This window comes from Micromonospora echinospora (genome assembly GCF_014203425.1).
Classification (GTDB): domain Bacteria; phylum Actinomycetota; class Actinomycetes; order Mycobacteriales; family Micromonosporaceae; genus Micromonospora; species Micromonospora echinospora_A.
In genome coordinates, this window is record NZ_JACHJC010000001.1 from 5,067,439 (window position 1) to 5,085,541 (window position 18,103).

15 protein-coding genes are annotated in these 18,103 nt (G+C 70.1%); 8 read left to right on the plus strand and 7 right to left on the minus strand.

Annotation, left to right across the window (positions count from 1 at the left end; genetic code table 11):
• Positions 1-42: 42 nt before the first annotated feature.
• The 6 genes from FHU28_RS23395 to FHU28_RS23420 are packed head-to-tail and all read left to right on the plus strand — an operon-like array spanning position 43 to position 7,916.
• Positions 43-972, plus strand: coding sequence for an ABC transporter permease (locus FHU28_RS23395; protein ID WP_184686611.1), 930 nt, complete (start codon positions 43-45; stop codon positions 970-972).
• The gene (locus tag FHU28_RS23400) at positions 969-1,907 is read left to right on the plus strand and encodes a carbohydrate ABC transporter permease (RefSeq protein WP_311773641.1); all 939 of its coding nucleotides are present in this window, start codon (positions 969-971) and stop codon (positions 1,905-1,907) included. The genes FHU28_RS23395 and FHU28_RS23400 overlap by 4 nt, the downstream gene beginning before the upstream one ends.
• A gap of 41 nt (positions 1,908-1,948) precedes the next feature.
• Positions 1,949-3,592, plus strand: a complete 1,644-nt coding sequence (locus FHU28_RS23405; protein WP_184686613.1) for an ABC transporter substrate-binding protein — start codon at positions 1,949-1,951, stop codon at positions 3,590-3,592.
• 6 nt (positions 3,593-3,598) lie between these two features.
• Entirely contained in the window at positions 3,599-5,122 is a 1,524-nt protein-coding gene (locus FHU28_RS23410; protein WP_184686614.1) for a GH39 family glycosyl hydrolase, read from the plus strand.
• Positions 5,119-5,808 carry a hypothetical protein gene (locus FHU28_RS23415; RefSeq protein WP_184686615.1) on the plus strand — a complete coding sequence of 230 codons (690 nt, stop codon included), beginning with the start codon at positions 5,119-5,121 and terminating at the stop codon, positions 5,806-5,808. Before FHU28_RS23410 ends, FHU28_RS23415 begins: the two co-directional genes overlap by 4 nt.
• A complete protein-coding gene (locus FHU28_RS23420) occupies positions 5,805-7,916 on the plus strand; it encodes an alpha-glucuronidase (RefSeq protein ID WP_184686616.1) in 2,112 nt (703 codons plus the stop codon). The genes FHU28_RS23415 and FHU28_RS23420 overlap by 4 nt, the downstream gene beginning before the upstream one ends.
• A gap of 10 nt (positions 7,917-7,926) precedes the next feature.
• On the opposite strand, the gene manD is transcribed toward FHU28_RS23420, so the two are convergent.
• The 5 genes from manD to FHU28_RS23445 form a co-directional block, all read right to left on the minus strand.
• Entirely contained in the window at positions 7,927-9,135 is a 1,209-nt protein-coding gene (gene manD, locus FHU28_RS23425; protein ID WP_091416341.1) for a D-mannonate dehydratase ManD, read from the minus strand.
• Positions 9,136-9,218: 83 nt separating this feature from the next.
• Positions 9,219-9,389, minus strand: a complete 171-nt coding sequence (locus FHU28_RS23430; protein WP_184686617.1) for a hypothetical protein — start codon at positions 9,387-9,389, stop codon at positions 9,219-9,221.
• 76 nt (positions 9,390-9,465) lie between these two features.
• Entirely contained in the window at positions 9,466-9,687 is a 222-nt protein-coding gene (locus FHU28_RS23435) for a hypothetical protein (protein ID WP_260413084.1), read from the minus strand.
• A 158-nt stretch (positions 9,688-9,845) separates the two neighbouring features.
• A complete protein-coding gene (locus tag FHU28_RS23440; RefSeq protein WP_184686619.1) occupies positions 9,846-10,694 on the minus strand; it encodes a nuclear transport factor 2 family protein in 849 nt (282 codons plus the stop codon).
• 38 nt (positions 10,695-10,732) lie between these two features.
• Positions 10,733-11,746, minus strand: a complete 1,014-nt coding sequence (locus FHU28_RS23445) for a sigma-70 family RNA polymerase sigma factor (protein WP_184689818.1) — start codon at positions 11,744-11,746, stop codon at positions 10,733-10,735.
• A gap of 458 nt (positions 11,747-12,204) precedes the next feature.
• Between FHU28_RS23445 and FHU28_RS23450 the strand changes: the two genes are divergently transcribed.
• On the plus strand, positions 12,205-13,638 hold the full coding sequence (locus tag FHU28_RS23450; protein ID WP_260413085.1) for an RICIN domain-containing protein: 1,434 nt from the start codon (positions 12,205-12,207) through the stop codon (positions 13,636-13,638).
• Between the two features lie 119 nt (positions 13,639-13,757).
• On the opposite strand, the gene FHU28_RS23455 is transcribed toward FHU28_RS23450, so the two are convergent.
• Complete coding sequence (locus FHU28_RS23455) at positions 13,758-15,389, minus strand: Ig-like domain-containing protein (RefSeq protein WP_184686621.1); 1,632 nt, start codon at positions 15,387-15,389, stop codon at positions 13,758-13,760.
• 208 nt (positions 15,390-15,597) lie between these two features.
• Positions 15,598-15,969 (minus strand): nuclear transport factor 2 family protein, encoded by a 372-nt coding sequence (locus tag FHU28_RS23460; protein ID WP_184686622.1) that lies wholly within the window; start codon positions 15,967-15,969, stop codon positions 15,598-15,600.
• Between the two features lie 266 nt (positions 15,970-16,235).
• Between FHU28_RS23460 and FHU28_RS23465 the strand changes: the two genes are divergently transcribed.
• A complete protein-coding gene (locus FHU28_RS23465) occupies positions 16,236-17,993 on the plus strand; it encodes a hypothetical protein (RefSeq protein ID WP_184686623.1) in 1,758 nt (585 codons plus the stop codon).
• Positions 17,994-18,103 lie beyond the last annotated feature (110 nt).

Sequence of the window (18,103 nt, forward strand, 5' to 3'; positions counted from 1 at the left end):
TTACCGGAAAGTTCCGGCCGACGTGCAGGCGGGAGGACGAGCTTGGCATCCCCGATCCCGCGCGGTCGTCGTACGCCCTGGCGGCGGGCCCTGCGCCGGGACTGGCAGCTCTACTCGCTGGCCGTCCTTCCGCTGCTGTTCTTCCTGACGTTCCGCTACCTGCCGATGCTCGGCAACGCGATCGCGTTCCGGCGCTTCCAGCCGGGCGGCAGCCTCTTCGGCGAGTACTGGACCGGGCTGCGGTACTTCCGGTTGTTCTTCACCGACCCGACCTTCTGGAGCGTGTTCACCAACACGCTCGTGCTGGGCGCGCTGACGCTGGTGTTCTGCTTCCCGCTGCCGATCGTGCTCGCGCTGCTGCTCAACGAGGTGCGCAACCGCGCGCTCAAGCGGTTCGTCCAGTCGGTGTCCTACCTGCCGCACTTCCTGTCGATCGTGATCGTGGCCGCCATGGTCCTCCAGTTGCTGTCGGTGGACGGCACGGTGAACCAGATGGTGAGTGCCGTGGGCGGTGAGCCGGTCCCGTTCATGCAGCAGGCCGGATGGTTCCGGACGATCTACGTCTCCTCCGAGGTCTGGCAGACCGTCGGCTGGGGCACCATCCTCTACCTCGCCGCGCTCACCACTGTCGACGGCGACCTGTACGAGGCGGCCCGCATCGACGGCGCCAACCGGTGGCGGCAGACCTGGCACGTGACGCTGCCGGGGATCCGACCGACGATGGTGACGCTGCTGATCCTCAACATCGGCACCTTCATGGCCGTCGGCTTCGAGAAGATCCTGTTGCTGTACAACCCGCTCACCTACCCGACGGCGGACGTGATCTCGACCTACCTGTACCGGGTGGGCATCGTCTCCGGGAACCTCAGCTACGCCGCCGCGATCGGCCTGTTCGAGTCCGTGATCGGGCTGACGCTGGTGCTGTCGGCGAACGCGATCTCCCGGCGCACGGTGGGGACGAGCCTGTGGTGAGCACGCAGGCCCGCACCCAGGCCCGTACGCGGGAACCGGCGGTCCGGCCGCGTGGCCCCCGGCCCACCCGGGGCTACCGGGTCTTCCAGGTGGTCAATGCCGTCGTGCTGACCGGCGTCGTGGTGGTGACCCTGTACCCGTTCTTCACCATCGTGGCCCGCTCGCTCAGCGACAACGCGTACATCGTCGCGGGTGAGGTGAACCTCGTACCGCGGGGGTTCAACCTCACCGCGTACCGCGTGGTGACGTCGGACCCGACGTTCTGGGTCAGCTACCGCAACACCGTGTTCTACACGGTGGTCGCCACGCTCATCTCCGTCGTGCTGACCACCTGCTATGCGTACGTGCTGTCGAAGAGACACCTGCGGGGCCGCACCGCGCTGGTCGGGATCGCCGTGTTCACCATGTTCTTCACCGGCGGCCTGATCCCCAACTACGTCCTGGTCACCAGCCTCGGGCTGAAGAACACCGTGTGGGCGATCGCCCTGCCAAACGCCATCAACGTGTTCAACCTGCTGGTGATGAAGGCGTTCTTCGAGAGCCTGCCGGTCGAACTGGAGGAGGCTGCCGCCGTCGACGGGCTGAACACGTACGGCACGCTGCTGCGGATCGTCCTGCCGCTGTCGAAGGCGATGGTCGCCACGATGGTGCTGTTCTACGCCGTCTCGTTCTGGAACTCCTGGTTCGCCGCGTTCCTCTACATGGACCGTCAGGAACTGCTCCCGGTGACCGTCTATCTGCGCAACCTGATGGCGGGCGCAACCGACGCCACGCAGACCGGCGGCGGCCTCGGCAGCGCCGGCGACGTCGTCCAGTCCGCCGCCACCATCCAGTCCGTGACCATCGTGCTGACGATCCTGCCGATTCTCGCGGTCTATCCCTTCATCCAGCGGTACTTCGTCTCCGGGATCATGCTCGGCGCCGTGAAGGGATAGCCGCCCAGGCACCACCACTCCACCACCGGAAGGAAGAATCCATGGCCAAGCTGTCCCGGCGCCAGGTGCTGCTCGCCACCGGCGCGGCCGCCGTCGTCTCCCTGGCGGGTTGCGGCGACGACGCCCCGGACAAGAAGGACCTCGACCGCAACCGTGCGGGCGCGATGGAGAAGTACGGCATCGGGGACCAGTTCAAGGCCACCGAGCCGGTCACGTTCTCGGTCCTCTACAACAACCACCCGAACTACCCGCTCAAGCCCGAGTGGTTGTTCTGGACCGAGCTGGCCCGGCGGACGAACGTCAAGCTGGACCCGGTCGCCGTGCCGCTGAGCGACTACGAGCAGAAGCGCGGCGTGCTGGTCGGCTCCGGCGACGCCCCGCTGATCATCCCGAAGACCTACCACCCGCAGGAGAGCTCGTACGTCTCCTCCGGCGCCATCCTGCCGGTCAGCGACTACCTCGACCTGATGCCGCACTTCAAGGACAAGATCGAACGGTGGAAACTCCAGCCGGAGATGGACACGCTCCGGCAGGAGGACGGCAAGTTCTACCTGCTTCCCGGCCTGCACGAGAAGCCCTGGCAGGACTACACCCTCGCGGTCCGCACCGACGTGCTGGAGCAGTTGAAGATCCCGTCCCCGACCACCTGGGACGAGGTGTACGCCATGCTCAAGGCGATGAAGGCGGCCCACCCGGACGTCATTCCGTTCTCCGACCGGTTCGGCAAGCCCAACCCGGCCGGCAACCTGCTGAACATGCTGGCCCTCGCGCACGGCCTGCCCGGCGCCGGCTGGAACTACCAGCCGACGAGCTGGGACGCCGGGGCCGGGAAGTACGTCTTCACCGGCGCCTCGGACGGCTACCGGCAGGTGGTGGAGTACCTCCACAAGCTGGTCGCCGAGGGGTTGCTCGACCCGGAGACGTTCACCCAGACCGACGACCAGGCCCGGCAGAAGCTCGCCAGCGGCAAGTCCTTCGTGATCAGCTCGAACGCGCAGACCCTGGTGAACGACTACCGCCCGGACATCGCGAAGATCAACCCGAACGCCCGGCTCGGCAAGATCCTCTTCCCGGTCGGGCCGGCCGGCCCTTTCAACGCGGCGAGCCGGCTGGAGAACGGCGTGATGATCTCCAGCAAGGCCCGCGACGGCAAGAACTTCGTGGCCATGATGCAGTTCGTCGACTGGCTCTGGTACTCCGACGCCGGCCAGGAGTTCGCCAAGTGGGGCGTCGAGGGGACCACGTACACCAGGGACGCCTCGGGCAAGCGCGCCCTCGCCCCGGACGTCAACGTCATCGGGCTCAACCCCAAGGGCACCAAGCACCTGCAGAAGGACTTCGGCTTCTACAACGGCGTCTTCGCCTACGGCGGCAAGCTCGACCTGGTGCAGTCGTTCTTCTCGCCCGAGGAGCTGGAGTTCCAGAAGGAGTTGAACGCCCGCCAGGCCGCGCCCTGGGTGACTCCGCCCCCCGCGCCGCTCAGCGACGAGGAGCGGGAGCAGACGACGCTGTGGGCGACCGCGCTGAAGGACCACGTCACCCAGAACACGCTGAAGTTCGCCCTCGGCCAGCGGCCGCTGAGCGAGTGGGACGCCTACGTCTCGGAGCTGAAGGGCAAGAACGCGCAGGCCTACATCGACCTGGTCAACAAGGCGTACGAGCGGTACCGCAAGAGCCACGGCTGAGCGGCGATGCGTGGCACCGTTCCCGAGCGGCCCGTCGGCCGGCTGACCGACGCCTGGCGTACGTGCGTGGGCACCGGCCGGTTCGACCTGGCGCTGCGACGCGACTACCAGGACTCGCTGGCGCTGGTGCAGCGGGACATCGGCTTCCGGCACATCCGCGGGCACGGGCTGCTCAGCGACGGCGTCGGCGTGCACCGCCCCTACACGTACCAGGGCGAGCGCCGGGTGCGGCACACCTTCACCTACGTCGACCAGGTCGTCGACGCCTACCTCGCAGTGGGCATCCGGCCCTTCGTGGAGCTGGGGTTCATGCCCTCGGCGCTCGCCTCCGGCGACCAGACGGTGTTCTGGTGGCGGGGCAACGTGACGCCGCCGGAGTCGTACACCGAATGGGGTGACCTGGTGCGCGCCACGGTGGCCCACCTGGTCGACCGGTACGGCCTCGACGAGGTGCGCGGCTGGCCCGTCGAGGTGTGGAACGAGCCCAACCTGCCGGCGTTCTGGGCGGGCGCCGACCAGGACGCCTACCACCGCCTGTACGAGGTGTCGGCGCACGCCGTCAAGGACGTCGACGCGGCGCTCCAGGTCGGGGGTCCGGCCCTCTCCCCCGGCGCCGACGAGTGGCTGAAGCCGTTCGCCGAGTTCGTCACCGACCGCGACGTACCTGTGGACTTCGTCAGCCGGCACGCCTACACCTCCGGCCCGGCGCGGCACCTGCCGTTCGGCACCCGGCAGACCCTGGCCCCGGCCGCGGAACTGCTGGAGCAGTTCGCCGCGCCCCGCCGGCACCTGGCCGGCACCGCGCTGGCCGACCACCCGGTGCACATCACCGAGTTCAACTCCTCCTACCGGCCGGACAACCCGATCCACGACACGGCCTTCCACGCCGCCTACCTCGCTCCGGTCCTGGCCGGCGGCGGGGACCTTGTCGACTCCTTCTCCTACTGGACCTTCAGCGACGTGTTCGAGGAGGAGGGGGTGCCCACCGCGCCGCTGCACGGCGGCTTCGGCCTGCTCACCCACCGGCAGGTCAAGAAACCCACCTACCACCTGTACGCGTTCATGGCCCGGCTCGGCGACGAGGTGCTCGCGCGCGGGCCGGACCACCTCGTCACCCGGCACCCCGACGGCCGGGTCGCGGTGCTGGCCTGGGCCCCGGTGGACGTCACCGGCCGGGAGCCGGCACCCGAGCGGCACACCCTGTCGCTGTCCGTTCCGATCGGCCCGCCGGGCACCACGTCGGCGTTCCTGCTCCGTTCGTCGGTGAGCGAGGACGCCGGCAACGCCTGGGCGGCCTGGCGGGAGATGGGCAGCCCGCACTCACCACGGCCCCGGCAGCTCGACGCGTTGCGGGAGGCCGCCGAGCCGGCCCGTACCCATCGCGCCGTGCCGGTCGCGGCCGGGCGGGCCGACGTCGACCTCGTCCTCGCCCGGCACGAGGTGACCCTCGCCGAGCTGACCGCGGTGGTGGACGAGACCCCGCCGTGGTGGGACGACAGGCTGCTCGACCCACCCGGGGACCGAGAGTGACCGGCGCGACCGGCGGGCTGCGGGAGTTCGGCGACGGGCCGTTGTCGCGGGCCGCCGCGATGGTCCACACCCTGCTCGTGGTCGAACTGCTGCTCCTGGTGAGCACGCTGCCCAGTCTGGCCGTGCTCGTGCTGCTCGACCGCGACAGCAGCAACCTCCCGCTGGTCGCCGCCGCCGCGCTGCCGGTCGGTCCGGCCGTCTCGGCCGCGCTGTACACGCTGCGGCACCAGCGCCCCGACCTGACCGATCTCCGTCCCGCCGCCGCGTTCCGCCGGGCCTACCGGGCCAACCTGCCGGGCGTGCTGCGCGTCTGGGCGCCGACGCTGCTGTGGCTGGCCGTCATCGCGGTCAACCTGGCGTACCTGCCCGCCGCCGCTGTCCCCGGGTGGTGGGCCGTGCCGCTGGTGGTGGTCGGGGCGGGGGTGGTCCTGGTCGGAGTCAACGCGCTGGTGATCGTCTCCCTGTTCACCTTCCGCACCCGCGACGTGCTCCGGCTCGCCCTGTACTACGTGGCGCGCAAGCCCGGCGTCACAGTCGGCAACGTCGCGCTGCTGGCCGCCGCCGCCGGTGTCACTGCGGTGTTCTCCGAGGCGGTGCTCGCCCTGCTGGCCGCGCTCCTGGTGCTGGCGCTGCTGCGGATCGGCGACCCGATGATCGACGACATCCGGGCGGAGTTCACCGCATGAGCGTTCCGGTCACCGGCCGGGCGTCGGCCGACGCCGGCGAGTCGGCCTGGCACGCCGCCTGGCTACCGCCCGCGGCGTTCCGCGAACTCGGCTCCCGCGGGGTGCTGGTGCACGGCGACGGCCTCCTGGTCGACACCGTCCTCGACGAGGTGAGCCGGGCCTGCGCCCGGTACGGCGGACGGGTCTGGCACGGTCCGCCGTGGCAGGTGGACGCCGAGCTGGTGCTGGCCCTGCGCGAGGCCGGCCCGGTGCCGAACGCGGTGGCGGAGGCGGCCCGGCTCGGTGCGACACCGGCGGTGAACGGCACTGGTGGCGGCGCCCTCGGCGACGAGGGGTACCTGCTGGCACGGGTGAACGGCGTGACTGTGGTCCTGGCCGACGCGCCGGCCGGCCTGCTGTACGGGATGTTCCACGTGGTCCGGCTCGGCGCCGCGGCCTTCGACGACGACCTTCCGCCGCGGCGGCACCGACCGGCGCTGGACCGGCGGATGCTCGACCACTGGGACAACGTGGCCGTACACCCGGTGTCGGGCCAGGTCGAGCGGGGCTACGCCGGCGGCTCCCTGTTCTGGCGTGACGGCGCCGCCCGGCGCGAGCCCGCCCGGCTCCGCGACTACGCACGCCTGCTCGCCGCCTGCGGCGTCAACGCGATCTCCGTGAACAACGTCAACGTGCACGACACCGAGGCGCTCCTGCTGACCGACCGGCTCGGCGACGTCGCGGAGATCGCCGAGGTGCTCCGCCCGTACGGCATCCGGGTTCATCTGGCGGTGACCTTCGCCGCCCCGGTCGTCCTCGGCGGCCTGCCCACCGCCGATCCGCTGGACGAGCGGGTACGGGCCTGGTGGGCCGCCGCCACCCGGCGGGTCTACCAGCGGATCCCCGACTTCGGCGGCTATCTGGTGAAGGCCGACTCCGAGGGCCGGCCCGGCCCTTTCGCGTACGGGCGCGACCACGCCGACGGCGCGAACCTGCTCGCCGAGGCGCTCGCCCCGCACGGAGGCGTGGTGCGCTGGCGGGCGTTCGTCTACGACCACCGTCAGGACTGGCGGGACCGGTCGACCGACCGGGCCCGGGCCGCCCACGACCACTTCGCGCCGCTGGACGGACGATTCGCCGACAACGTGATCCTCCAGGTGAAGTTCGGCCCGATCGACTTCCAGGCACGCGAACCGGTGTCCCCGGTGCTCGCCGCGATGCCGGCCACCCGGCTGGCGGTGGAGGTGCAGGCGACGCAGGAGTACACCGGCCAGCAGCGGCACGTCTGCTACCTCGGACCCTGGTGGAGTGAGGTGCTGCGGTTCCGGCCCTGGGGCGCGGCCGGGGACACGATCGCCGACGTGGCAGCCGGCCGGGCGGGCGCCGGTGGCGGCCTGGTCGCCGTGTCCAACGTGGGCGACGACCCGTTCTGGACCGGGCACCCGCTGGCCCAGGCGAACCTGTACGCCTTCGGCCGGCTCGCCTGGGATCCGCTGCTGGATCCCGGCGCGATCCTCGACGAGTGGATCGACCTGACCTGGCTGCCGGTCACCAAAGGCGATCCGGCACCGGTGCGGCGGACGATGCACGCGATCATGGACGACTCCTGGCGCACCTACGAGCGCTACACCGCCCCGCTCGGCGTCGGCTTCATGGTGCGGCCCGGCCACCACTACGGCCCGGACGTGGACGGCTACGAGTACACCCCGTGGGGCACGTACCACTTCGCCGACCGCGACGGCGTCGGGGTGGACCGCACCCGGGCGACCGGGACCGGCTTCACCGACCAGTACCCACCGCCGTGGTCGGAGGTGTACGAGTCACGCGAGCGCTGCCCCGACGAACTGCTGTTGTTCTTCCATCACGTCCCGTACCGGCACGTGCTGCACAGCGGCCGTACCGTGATCCAGCACATCTACGACACCCACTTCGCCGGGGTCGAGGAGGTGGCGGCGATGCGGGAGCGGTGGCGGCTCGTCGCCGGGGCGGTCGACCCGGCCGTCCACGACCGGGTGGCCGAGCGCCTCGACGAACAGTTCCGCAGCGCCGTCGAGTGGCGGGACCAGATCAACACCTACTTCTTCCGCAAGTCCGGGGTGCCGGACGCGCACGGTCGCCGCATCCACTGAACCGGCGCGTTCACCAGGGGTGCACGGTGCCGTCCGTCAGCCGGTTCACCGGCAGGTAGGCCGGCGCGTACGGGTAGCGGGCCGCGGCCTGTTCGTCGATGTCCACCCCGAGCCCCGGGGTCTCGGCCGGATGCAGGTAGCCGCCGTCGTAGTGGTAGCCGTGCGGGAACACCTCGTCGGTCGCCTCGGTGTGCCGCATGTACTCCTGCAGGCCGAAGTTGGGGATGGCGAGGTCCAGGTGCAGCGCGGCGGCCATGCAGACCGGGGACAGGTCGGTGGCTCCGTGCGAGCCGCTGCGCACGTGGTGCAGCGCGGCGAGGTCGAAGATGCGTCGCAGGTGGGTGATCCCGCCGGCGTGGACCACAGTGGTACGGACGTAGTCGATGAGCTGTTCCCGGATGAGCTGGGCGGCGTCCCAGATGCTGCTGAAGACCTCGCCGACGGCGATCGGCGTGGTGGTGTGCGAGCGGATGAGCCGGAAACCCTCCTGCAGGTCCGCCGGGACGGGATCCTCCATCCAGGTCAACGCGTACGGCTCCAGGCTCTTGCCGAGGCGCGCCGCCTCGATCGGGGTGAGCCGGTGGTGCACGTCGTGCAGCAGCCGGAGGGTGGGCCCGAACTCCTCCCGGACCCGGGCGAACACACTCGGCACGTGGGCCAGGTACGCCTCCGTCGACCAGGCCGTCTCGGTCGGCAACGCGGCGTCGGCGGGCTCGTAGAACATCTTGTCGGCGCTGACGCCGTACGTCCGGGGCAGGCCGGGCACGCCGCACTGCACCCGCACCGCGCGGTAGCCGAGGTCGACGAAACGGGCGACCTCGGTCAGCACCTCGTCGACCGTCTCGCCGTTGGCGTGTCCGTACACTGTCACGCCCTCGCGGGACCGGCCGCCGAGCAACTGGTAGACAGGCAGCCCGGCGACCTTGCCCTTGATGTCCCACAACGCGGTGTCCACGGCGGCGACGGCGCTCATCGTGACCGGCCCGCGCCGCCAGTACGACCCCTGGTAGAGGTACTGCCAGGTGTCCTCGATCCGGGCCGGGTCGCGCCCGATCAGCAGCGGCACCACGTGGTCGCGCAGGTAGGACGCGACGGCCAACTCCCGGCCGTTGAGGGTGGCGTCACCGACACCGGTGACTCCCTCGTCCGTGACGACCTTCAGGGTCACGAAGTTCCGGCCGGGGCAGGTCACGATCACCCGGGCATCGACGATTCTCATCCGGTCTCCCCTGCGGTCCGCGCGCCGGTCACCGCAGAATTATCCATCACCGTCGATCTGCCGGGCGCCCCGGTGCCCGCCGGTCAAGCCGGTTCGGGTACGCCCCCGGGCTCCCCGTCGTCGGGCATCGGCTCGACCGGCGCCTCGGGCAGTTCGCCGGGCGTGTCCGGGAGGAGTTCACCGGGGTCGTCCGGCACGTCCTCACGCGGGTCGATCGGCGGGTACAGCTCGGGATCGAGGTCGGGGTTGGTCATCGGCCCAGTATCCGACGCCACCGCCCGGACCGCCCGCCGAGCGCTCCGGCCCTTTCCCGCTCCGCCTTACGCATCGTCACGGGCTCTCAGCGTCGCCGGCCGCCGGCGTGGACGACCGGTCCGCCGGCTTGCGCAACCACAGCCACACCCCCGCCGACAGGCACGCCGCGCCCCCGATCGCGACCGCTGTCTCGGCCAGTTCGGAGAGATCGTCGAGGAACGGGAAGGTGTGGGTGGCCGCCATCGCCAGCAGCCCGATCAGCAACAGGAGGCCGGCGGCGATCCGCTGGAGAATCATGCGCTTCATTGGATCACGACGCTGCCACAGTCCCGCGGGGCGGGGAGCCGGTCAACGGCGGAAGGGTCCGGCGACGCAGTAGGTGATGCCGCCGGAGGACGAGCCGGTCGTGCCGCGCTGCGACGAGAAGTACAACCGGTGATGTCCCGCCCCCGCCGCTACGGACGCAGATCCGTCCTCGCCTTCCCGGTCGAGGGGTCGTACGGGTAGGAGAGGTGCTGGTGGGTCATCAGCCAGGCCCCGCCGCGTCGCTGGAAGACCCGGGTCCCCCGGGACCAGCTCTCGATCGGCGGACCACCGCTCGGGCTGACCGAGACGCGATTGAGGCCCCACGCGACGGCGAGGTCGCCGTCGACCAGGATCGTCAGGTCGGGCACGTCCCAGGCGACTGATCCGTCACCCGACGCCGCCAGGCCCGCCGCGCAGACCTCGCGGACCGCGTTCGCGCCGACGTATCGCAGCGGCTGGTCGTGCTCGTACGAGATCACGTCATCGGCGACGGCATCCATCAGGGCATCGAGGTCCTTGGCCGCGGTGCCGTCGAACCAGCGCCGGTGGAGCCGGCGCACCTCCGCCTCGGCGGCGGCCACGTCTGGAGCCGGCTCGGCGGTACCGACGAGCGGGAAGGAGTGGTGTTCGTGGGTGACGACCCATCGGCCCTCCCGCCTACACAGGCCGAAGGTCACCCGCAGGCGGTTCTCCGGATCCGCGGCGAAGTCGGCCGGCGTGCCGCAACGCAGGAGCGCGTACGCGAAGGCCACGTCCTCGCCGGCCTCGACGTCCAGCGACTCGACCTCGAACGACGCGCCCTGCGCCTGCCATCCGAAGAACGGCGGCCAGATCTCCCGGTAGGCGTCCAACCCGCGCACGCCCTCGTACGGCGGCGGCACGTCGAACATCACCATGTCCTCGGCATGGTCGGCCAGGACTCCGTCGAGGCTCCCCTCGTGAACCGCGGCGGCCCAGCGCTCGACCAGGGCGCGGATCTGTTCTTCGTTGCTCGGCATGTCGGCTCTGCCCTTCCTGGCTGGTGAACCCGTCAGGACTACAACCCCGGCCGAACCGCTAACTCATCGCCTCCGCGCGAACTTTCCGGCAGCCGGTCCGGTAGGTCGAAGGCAGGCAGGCGCGCGTCGAGGAACGAGACGACCTCGGCCACCCGGTGCCCCCGCAGCACGAGCAGGTCCAGCCCCGCCGGCAGGTAGGCGGCAGCCGCGTCGTTCCACAGGTACGTCCCGAAGGCGAGTTGCCCGTTGGCACTCGTCGGCAGGAACCGCCACCTCCGCCCAGCCGTCACCTCGGCCAGGAAACCGCGGAGCTGTTCGTGGCCCTCGTACCAGACGGTCAGCGGCGGCATCGAGTACCGCGCGTCCTCCGTCAGCATCGCCACGATCGTCTCGACGTCACCGGACTCCCACGCCGCGGCGTACCGCCTGGCCACCTCCCGCTGCCCCGCGTCGCCCAGTTCGGCGAGGATCCGCCGCTGGCTGCCGGACGGCGTCAGCCCGGCGACGATCCGGCGGGCCCGCTGCATCGCGCTGTTGACCGCGGCGACGGTGGTGACCAGCATCCCGGCGGTCTCCTCGGCGGAGTAACCGAGAACGTCACGCAGCAGCAGAACGGCACGTTGCCGCGGCGGCAGGTGCTGCAACGCGGCGACGAACGCGAGTTCCATGGTCTCCCGCGCGATCGCGCGAGTCTCCGGATCCGATTCGACGGACCGGACCGCAAGGCGGTCCGGATACGGTTCGAGCCAGCTCACCTCGGCCCGGGACATGCTCTCGGCAGTGAAATCGGTGGGCAGTTCACGCCGCCCGCGCGCGCCGAGGAGAGACAGGGCGCGGTTGGTGGCGATCCGGTAGAGCCACGGGCGGATCGACATGTGACCCTCGAACCTGTCGACGGCCCGCCATGCCCGGTCCATGGTGTCCTGGACCGCGTCCTCCGCGTCGTGAAAGGAACCGAGCATCCGGTAGCAGTGCGCACGGAGTTCGTCCCGCAGGGGTTCGACCAGGCGACTGAAGGCCGCGCCGTCGCCCGCGCGCGCCGCCGCCAGCATCCTCGCCGTCGCGTCCTCGCCCGACGGACCCGTTTCCGCCAATGGTTCGGCCTGACTCACCCGGCTCAATCTACTGCCCTGCAGCGCCCGGACCGGGAAGGAAACGAAGCTCGTCGATTCCTTGACACCCCAGATGCGATCGCCAACACTTGTCTGCAATGCGCACGTAACAACCAGAAGACATGTGTCTGCCTCGACGCAACGCGCCGGAGCTGCTCGGGCGGCACGTCAACGACGCCAAGACCGCGAAGCTCTTGGTTGTGCATGAATCAGCGATGTTAGCGCTAACAGAGCTGGCGTCCGGGGAGGACTTCACGCTGCCGCACCACGGCGGGCGGCGACGGCTTCGGGCGATCAGTCCGATGTCCGAACCCAGAGAGGCCAGATCAGTGATTGACCACCTCTTGACGCGGAGCACCCGGTCGTTACGCCGGCCGCTGATCGTGCTGGTGGCCGCGATGACGGCGATGGTTGGCGGCGTTGTCGTCATGTCGTCGCCGGCCATTGCCGCCACCAACCAGTTCCGCGGCATGAACTGGGCCGTGCTGGGTGACAACTTCAGCACCGGCCCCCTCGTCGTGCAGGGCCTGAGTTCCTCCGACAGCAACGCGACGGTACGGGCCAAGGCCAACGCCCTCTATGACGACATGGCTTCCACCATGGGGGTCAACACCGTCCGGCTGCCCATCAACACCCACACGGTCGGGACGGCGTGGTGGGACGCCTACCGAGGCGCCATCGACGCCGCCACCGCCCGCGGGTTCAAGGTCATCCTCGCCTACTGGGAGGACGGTGCCGCCTCCGGCGGCAGGATCACGAACCTCGCCGCGTGGAACGCGATGTGGTCCACGGTGACCAACACGTACGGCTCGAACCCCAACGTCTACTTCGAGCCGATGAACGAGCCGCACGGTTACAGCTCGACGGAGTGGCGCAACGTCGCGGCCAACTGGCTCAGCTACCACTACTCGGCGGTGCCCGGCCGGGTGCTCATCGGCGGCACCGGGTTCAGCCAGGACCTGCGGGACATCTGCAACGACACCCGCTTCGCCTCGACGCTGCTGTCCTTCCACCACTACGCCTTCTTCTACGGCGAGATGACCTACGACGCCTTCCGGAGCCACATCCAGACCCGCCTCGGCAACTGCGCCGGCCGGGCCGTCGCCACCGAGTTCGGCGCGCCCATGAACGACGGCCGCAACTACGCCGACGCGAACAGCACCGACAACTTCGTGCGCCACATCCGCGCCATGGCCCAGGTCATGCGCGACAACCGGATGGGCGGCACCTACTGGCCCGCCCTCGGCGGAAAGCCCGGCACCATCGGCTACGACTGGTACTCGATGTACTCGCTCAGCGGTAGCGGCACCGACCTCAACCTGACCGTCCGCAACACCTCCGGCGCCGACCAGATCCGGTATGCCTGGGGTGACACCATCGGCGGCGGCCCCACGACGCCGCCGCCGTCGACTGACACGTTCTACCGGGTCGTCGTGCGGCACAGTGGAAAGGCCATGGACGTCCAGGCGCCGAACACCGAGAACGGCTCGCGCGTCGGCCAGTACACGTACAACGGCAATACGTGGCAGCAGTGGCAGTTCCAGGACGCCGGCAGCGGCTACTGGCGACTCGTCAGCCGCAACAGCGGGAAGTGCCTCGACGTGGTGAGCGCGTCCACCGCCGACGGTGCCGAGCTGATCCAGTACACCTGTGGCACCGGCAGCAATCAGCAGTTCCAGATGGTCGCCAACGGCAGCTACTTCCAGCTCCGGGCACGACACAGCGGCAAGTGCGTGGACGTACCGGCCGCATCGACCGCAGACGGAGTGGTCCTCAAGCAGTACACGTGCAACACCGGCGCCAACCAGCAGTGGTCGCGTACGACCGTCTGACGAGCCCTTCCGGCCGCTGCCGGAAAAACGGGCCGGGTCGAGCAGGCCCACCGGCCACGGTCACCAGCCTGCCGCCCGCCGAGGATGCACGGCGGGCGGCGGTGCGCAGCCGGTGCCGGTCACCGGCGCAGGTGGCCGATGCCGTGCTGGTCGAGCCAGGCAACCGTCCGCGGCACGAACGTCGGCGCTCCCGAGCCGGCGCTGACGTCGGTGGCGACCAGCGGTACCTGGGCGGCGACCGGGAGCAGGGTGGACCGCCAGCAGGCCGGCGTGGCGCAGGCCGAGCGGTCGTCGACGCGCCAGGCCGCTGCCACGCTGCGACCGTCCGGGTCGGCCGGGCGGTACTCCAGCCACCGGCGCAGGTCGTTGCCGCCGTCGATCCCGGCGGCGAGGACCAGGTTGAACGAGCCCCGGACGCGAAGCAGGCGGATCTGCTCCTGCACGCCGAAGTTCGGCAGGCCGGCGCCGGCGCACTCGGTACCGCCGTCGCGCCAGCAGGTCCAGACCGCCGCGGGGTCAGTGCCGCCGGCCGCAGGGAAGTCGTAGGGCGAGATGTCGAAGACCACGGCGTTGTCGTCGCCGAACACCTCCGCCGCCGCGCTCCAGAAAGAACGGGTGGCGAGAATGTCGCTCTGGCGCAGCGACACAACGGGTGTGATGCCGGCCCGGACGAGCCGGTCGACGTACAAAGCCGCCTCGTCGAGGTAACCGACGCGGTTCTGCCTGTCGGCAGCGCTGCCGGTGTAGACGTAGCAGGCGTCGCTCAGCACGACCCGCACCGCGTTGACGCCGCGGGCCCGTAGCGCGCCCACGGACGCGTCGTCGACCGGGCCGTCCCAGCGGATCGGTCCCCACGCGCACTCGCCGGGCGCGGCCGACCTGATGATTCCGCGTGGCCGGTACGGCCTCGGGTCGGCGGTGACGGTGAGGATGCGGTTGCCGAATGCCTTCAGCGCGGGTGCGGCACCTGGTGCCTGCGGCGGGAGCACCCGGATGCCGCGGACCTCGGCGGTGGCCTGGGCACCGCCGCTGTCGTAGGCGGTGGCGGTCACGCGGGTACCGCTGTTCGGCGGCACGCCGCGCCAGTCGAACGCGTACGGCGCGGTGGTGTCCACGGCGAGCAGCCTGCCGCGCTCCCGGAACTCGACCCGCTCGATCCGCCGGCCGGCCGCCGCCGTGGCCTCCGCACGGATCGGGATGACGCCCGGCGCGGCGAAGAAGTCGTTGGGCAGGGGCGAGGTGAGCGCCACCGACGGCCCGCCCGGCAGCGGGCTGGGCAGCGGGCTCCCCGAGGCCGCCGGCGACGAGCCGGTCGGGCTGGCGACGTCCGCGTTGCACGGCTGGCCGCTCAACAGCCAGTCGGTCGGCTCGGGGTCGGCACCCCGGTAGTTGCCGCCGAACCGCACCGTCACCGAGGCGCCGGTCGGCAGCGTGGACCCCGCCGGTGGGCGGAGCATGGTCACCGGGTACATCTCGCCGCTGCCGAGCGTGTATCCGTCGGGCAGCCGGTCGAGGCCCATGGTGATCGTTTGGCCGTTGGCCTGCCGGAACCGCAGCCACCAGTCGGTGACGGGAGAGCCCAGGTTGGTGACCGTGAGCTCGGCCCAGAAGCCGCTGGACCATTCCCGGGTGATCTTGTAGTCCACCGTGCACGCCGTCGCGGCGTAGGCCGGCCGCAGCACCATCGTCATGGCCCCGCCGACGACGACCGCAGCGACCGTGGCCAGCGCGAAGATCCTGCGTCGCATCATGCCCCCCGCATTCATCGATACGCATCGCTTCACACAGCCTCAGCGGTCGGCGCACGTTCTGTCAATACCGCGAGCGCCAGAACGCCACCCATGCGTGGGCCGAGGTCGAACTGCGGTTGGGCAACGCCGCTGACACGTGGAACGCGTGACCCATCTCCTGGCCGCCGATCCGTAAGCTGCCCTCGCGCGCGCCGCTGGTCAGGTCCCCTCAGGACTCGGCGGTCGGCTCCAGCGTGTAGTGAATGGTCTGCGCGACGATCCAGCCGTTTTCGATGATGTACGAGTCGGCGCCGTCGCGGACCCGCACGCCCTGTGCGTCAGCGGTCCATTCCAGGAACCCGATCCGATCCTCGATCAGCACGGTCGTGTAGGTGAAGTGGGCGCCCGGAAGCTCCGCGCTCAGCCACTGAGCCAGCTTCCGCACCCCGGCGTGCCCCCGGAACACTCCCCTACGATCGAGGACAAGGCAGCCCGGCGACACGTTGCGCTCGATGTCCTCGGCGAATCGGCCCTCGTTCGACAGGTGCAGATGCTCGTCGAGCACCTCGCTTGCCGAGCGCGCCCGCAAGTGCTCGGTCATTCACCGCACCCTCTCCCGTACATGGACGACTCACCCCATCATCCAACGCCGATCGGTCGCTGCGTCGCCGATCAAGGATGAGGCCCAGAACCGGCAGTCCATCCGCACCGCCGTGCCGCAGCACCGCTGCGCCGTCGGTCACCCGACCCGCCCCTTTCGCTCGGGGTCGCAATGGCGACAGGCTGTGTTGGGCTGCTCACCCTACGCTCTGGTCGGATGCCCGCGGTGAAGGTCACGGCGGAGTCGGCCGGAGGAGTGTGGGGCCCATGCAGGCAGAGCGTACGGCTGCGCAGTTGCGCTATGACGAGACGGTCACGATCAAGGCGCTGCCGCGGCCGAAGGTGGAACCGACCCGGCCGACGGACAGCGAGAACCGGGTCTGCGGCGATGACCTGGTCTCGGCGTTGGACCGGCAGGTATACAAGACTCCACTGTTCATGATCGAAACCTGGGCGCGGGGGCAACAGGAGGCCTTCGGTCAGCAGCGCCCAGTGATCGCGATCGAGAAGTCGTACCGCAAGTGGGAAGGCACCGCCCACCTGGAGATCGAGTCGCCGGCGCTGCTGTCGGACGAGGGCCTGAAGCTGCACTTCAGCGTGACGGGCAACCCGCGGTACATGGCTCAGCCCCACGACCTGGTCCCGATCTACCTGGAGACGCCGACCGCGGACACGAAGAAGCCGGGCGAGCGGCAACTGTTGGTCGTGGTGATCGAGCCGACGTGGGACTACAACCACTGGGAGATCCGGGTCGAGTACACGCTGCGGCAGTTGGCGACGATTCTCAAGATCGATCCGAGCGGCCCGGTGACCGCTCACACGATCACTCAGCGGTACCGTGAGCTGGGCCTGCGTGCGCAGTGGCTCGGCGTGGCCGACCAGCAGCAGGTCCAGGTCAACGGGGTACGCCACGAGAGCGGCGGGCTGGATCAGAAGGGGGGCTCCGGCAAGCTGCGGCTGGTCCCGTACACCCTGCTGGAACTGACCGGCACCGAGAACCGGCGCAACACGTCCTGGAACATGAGCGAGAAGCTCAACACCAGCCGCCCGGTGTTCAACACCTTCCAGGAGATCCTGCAGGGCGGCAAGGAGATGATGACCACCCTGGAGTGCGAGGCGGAGTACAGGCTCGCCCGCGAGGGCGACCTCGCCCAGGTCATCGTCGCCATGAACAAGCTGCACGACGACGGCGAGATGCAGAAGCGGCTGGGCATCCTCAAAATGACCGGCGAGCAGAAGGTGTACGAGGACACCTACTTCGACCTGCCCAACCCGTACGACCTGCTGGCCAACCGGATCGTGCTGCGCCGACGGCACCGCAGCAGCGACGCCGGGGGCACGTTCCTGTTCGCGCTCAAGGGCAAGACGTACCAGGACGGCGAGGGCCGACGGCTGCGCCTGGCGGCGCAATGCCAGTTGAAGACCACCGCTCTGACGACCACGACCGGTCAGGCGCTGCTGCGGCGGTTCCTCACCGACGACTCGGCCGACAACGCGGTGGGCCGTACGATGCTGCACGCGCTGGACCACATCAAGCCTGTGATCAACCGTCTGAAGCAGGAGGACGTCGTCCCGGCGTTGACGGTCGTGTCGAACCGGGACACGTTCACGATGACGCTGGCCAACGGCACCCAGATCGACTTCAGCGCAGACAGGGCCACCGGCCGGCTCGGCGACGGGCGTTCGGCGACCGTGTACAGCTTCGAGTTCGGGGTGGGCCACCCGGCCCTGACCCAGGCCGCGACGACCGGAGGCCCGACCACCGGAGGGGACGGCGAGACGACCGAGAAGGTCTCGGTCAAAGACATGATCGGCCAGTTCGAGCGCGCCGCGCCGCAGATCGTACGGCCGTACCACGTGCCCGCCGACCTGGTGAACCCGGCGGTGTTCAACCAGCCCGACTACCAACAGTTCGTCAAGCTGCTGCACGCCGTCGTCACCGACGTGTTCCAGCTCGACATCAAACGTCTCGAACTGGGCGGCAACAAGGCCCACGACCTGGCGAAGCTTCTCGGTCTCATCTGACTCCTGGATCGTCACCACCGCTGACGTGGACCCGAGCGTGCTACCAACAGCCCACCACGAGGCCGCCACAGGGTTGACGCTGCCGCGCCTGAGCGGTTGGTGTTGACCTC

Excerpts from the sequence above, each read along its gene's own strand:
- FHU28_RS23450 (WP_260413085.1), top strand. The coding sequence starts at position 12,205 with ATGACGGCGATGGTTGGCGGCGTTGTCGTCATGTCGTCGCCGGCCATT.
- FHU28_RS23420 (WP_184686616.1), top strand. The coding sequence starts at position 5,805 with ATGAGCGTTCCGGTCACCGGCCGGGCGTCGGCCGACGCCGGCGAGTCG.
- FHU28_RS23465 (WP_184686623.1), top strand. The coding sequence starts at position 16,236 with ATGCAGGCAGAGCGTACGGCTGCGCAGTTGCGCTATGACGAGACGGTC.
- manD (WP_091416341.1), bottom strand. The coding sequence starts at position 9,135 with ATGAGAATCGTCGATGCCCGGGTGATCGTGACCTGCCCCGGCCGGAAC.
- FHU28_RS23455 (WP_184686621.1), bottom strand. The coding sequence starts at position 15,389 with ATGATGCGACGCAGGATCTTCGCGCTGGCCACGGTCGCTGCGGTCGTC.
- FHU28_RS23460 (WP_184686622.1), bottom strand. The coding sequence starts at position 15,969 with ATGACCGAGCACTTGCGGGCGCGCTCGGCAAGCGAGGTGCTCGACGAG.
- FHU28_RS23430 (WP_184686617.1), bottom strand. The coding sequence starts at position 9,389 with ATGACCAACCCCGACCTCGATCCCGAGCTGTACCCGCCGATCGACCCG.
- FHU28_RS23440 (WP_184686619.1), bottom strand. The coding sequence starts at position 10,694 with ATGCCGAGCAACGAAGAACAGATCCGCGCCCTGGTCGAGCGCTGGGCC.
- FHU28_RS23410 (WP_184686614.1), top strand. The coding sequence starts at position 3,599 with ATGCGTGGCACCGTTCCCGAGCGGCCCGTCGGCCGGCTGACCGACGCC.
- FHU28_RS23405 (WP_184686613.1), top strand. The coding sequence starts at position 1,949 with ATGGCCAAGCTGTCCCGGCGCCAGGTGCTGCTCGCCACCGGCGCGGCC.
- FHU28_RS23445 (WP_184689818.1), bottom strand. The coding sequence starts at position 11,746 with ATGCTGGCGGCGGCGCGCGCGGGCGACGGCGCGGCCTTCAGTCGCCTG.
- FHU28_RS23435 (WP_260413084.1), bottom strand. The coding sequence starts at position 9,687 with ATGATTCTCCAGCGGATCGCCGCCGGCCTCCTGTTGCTGATCGGGCTG.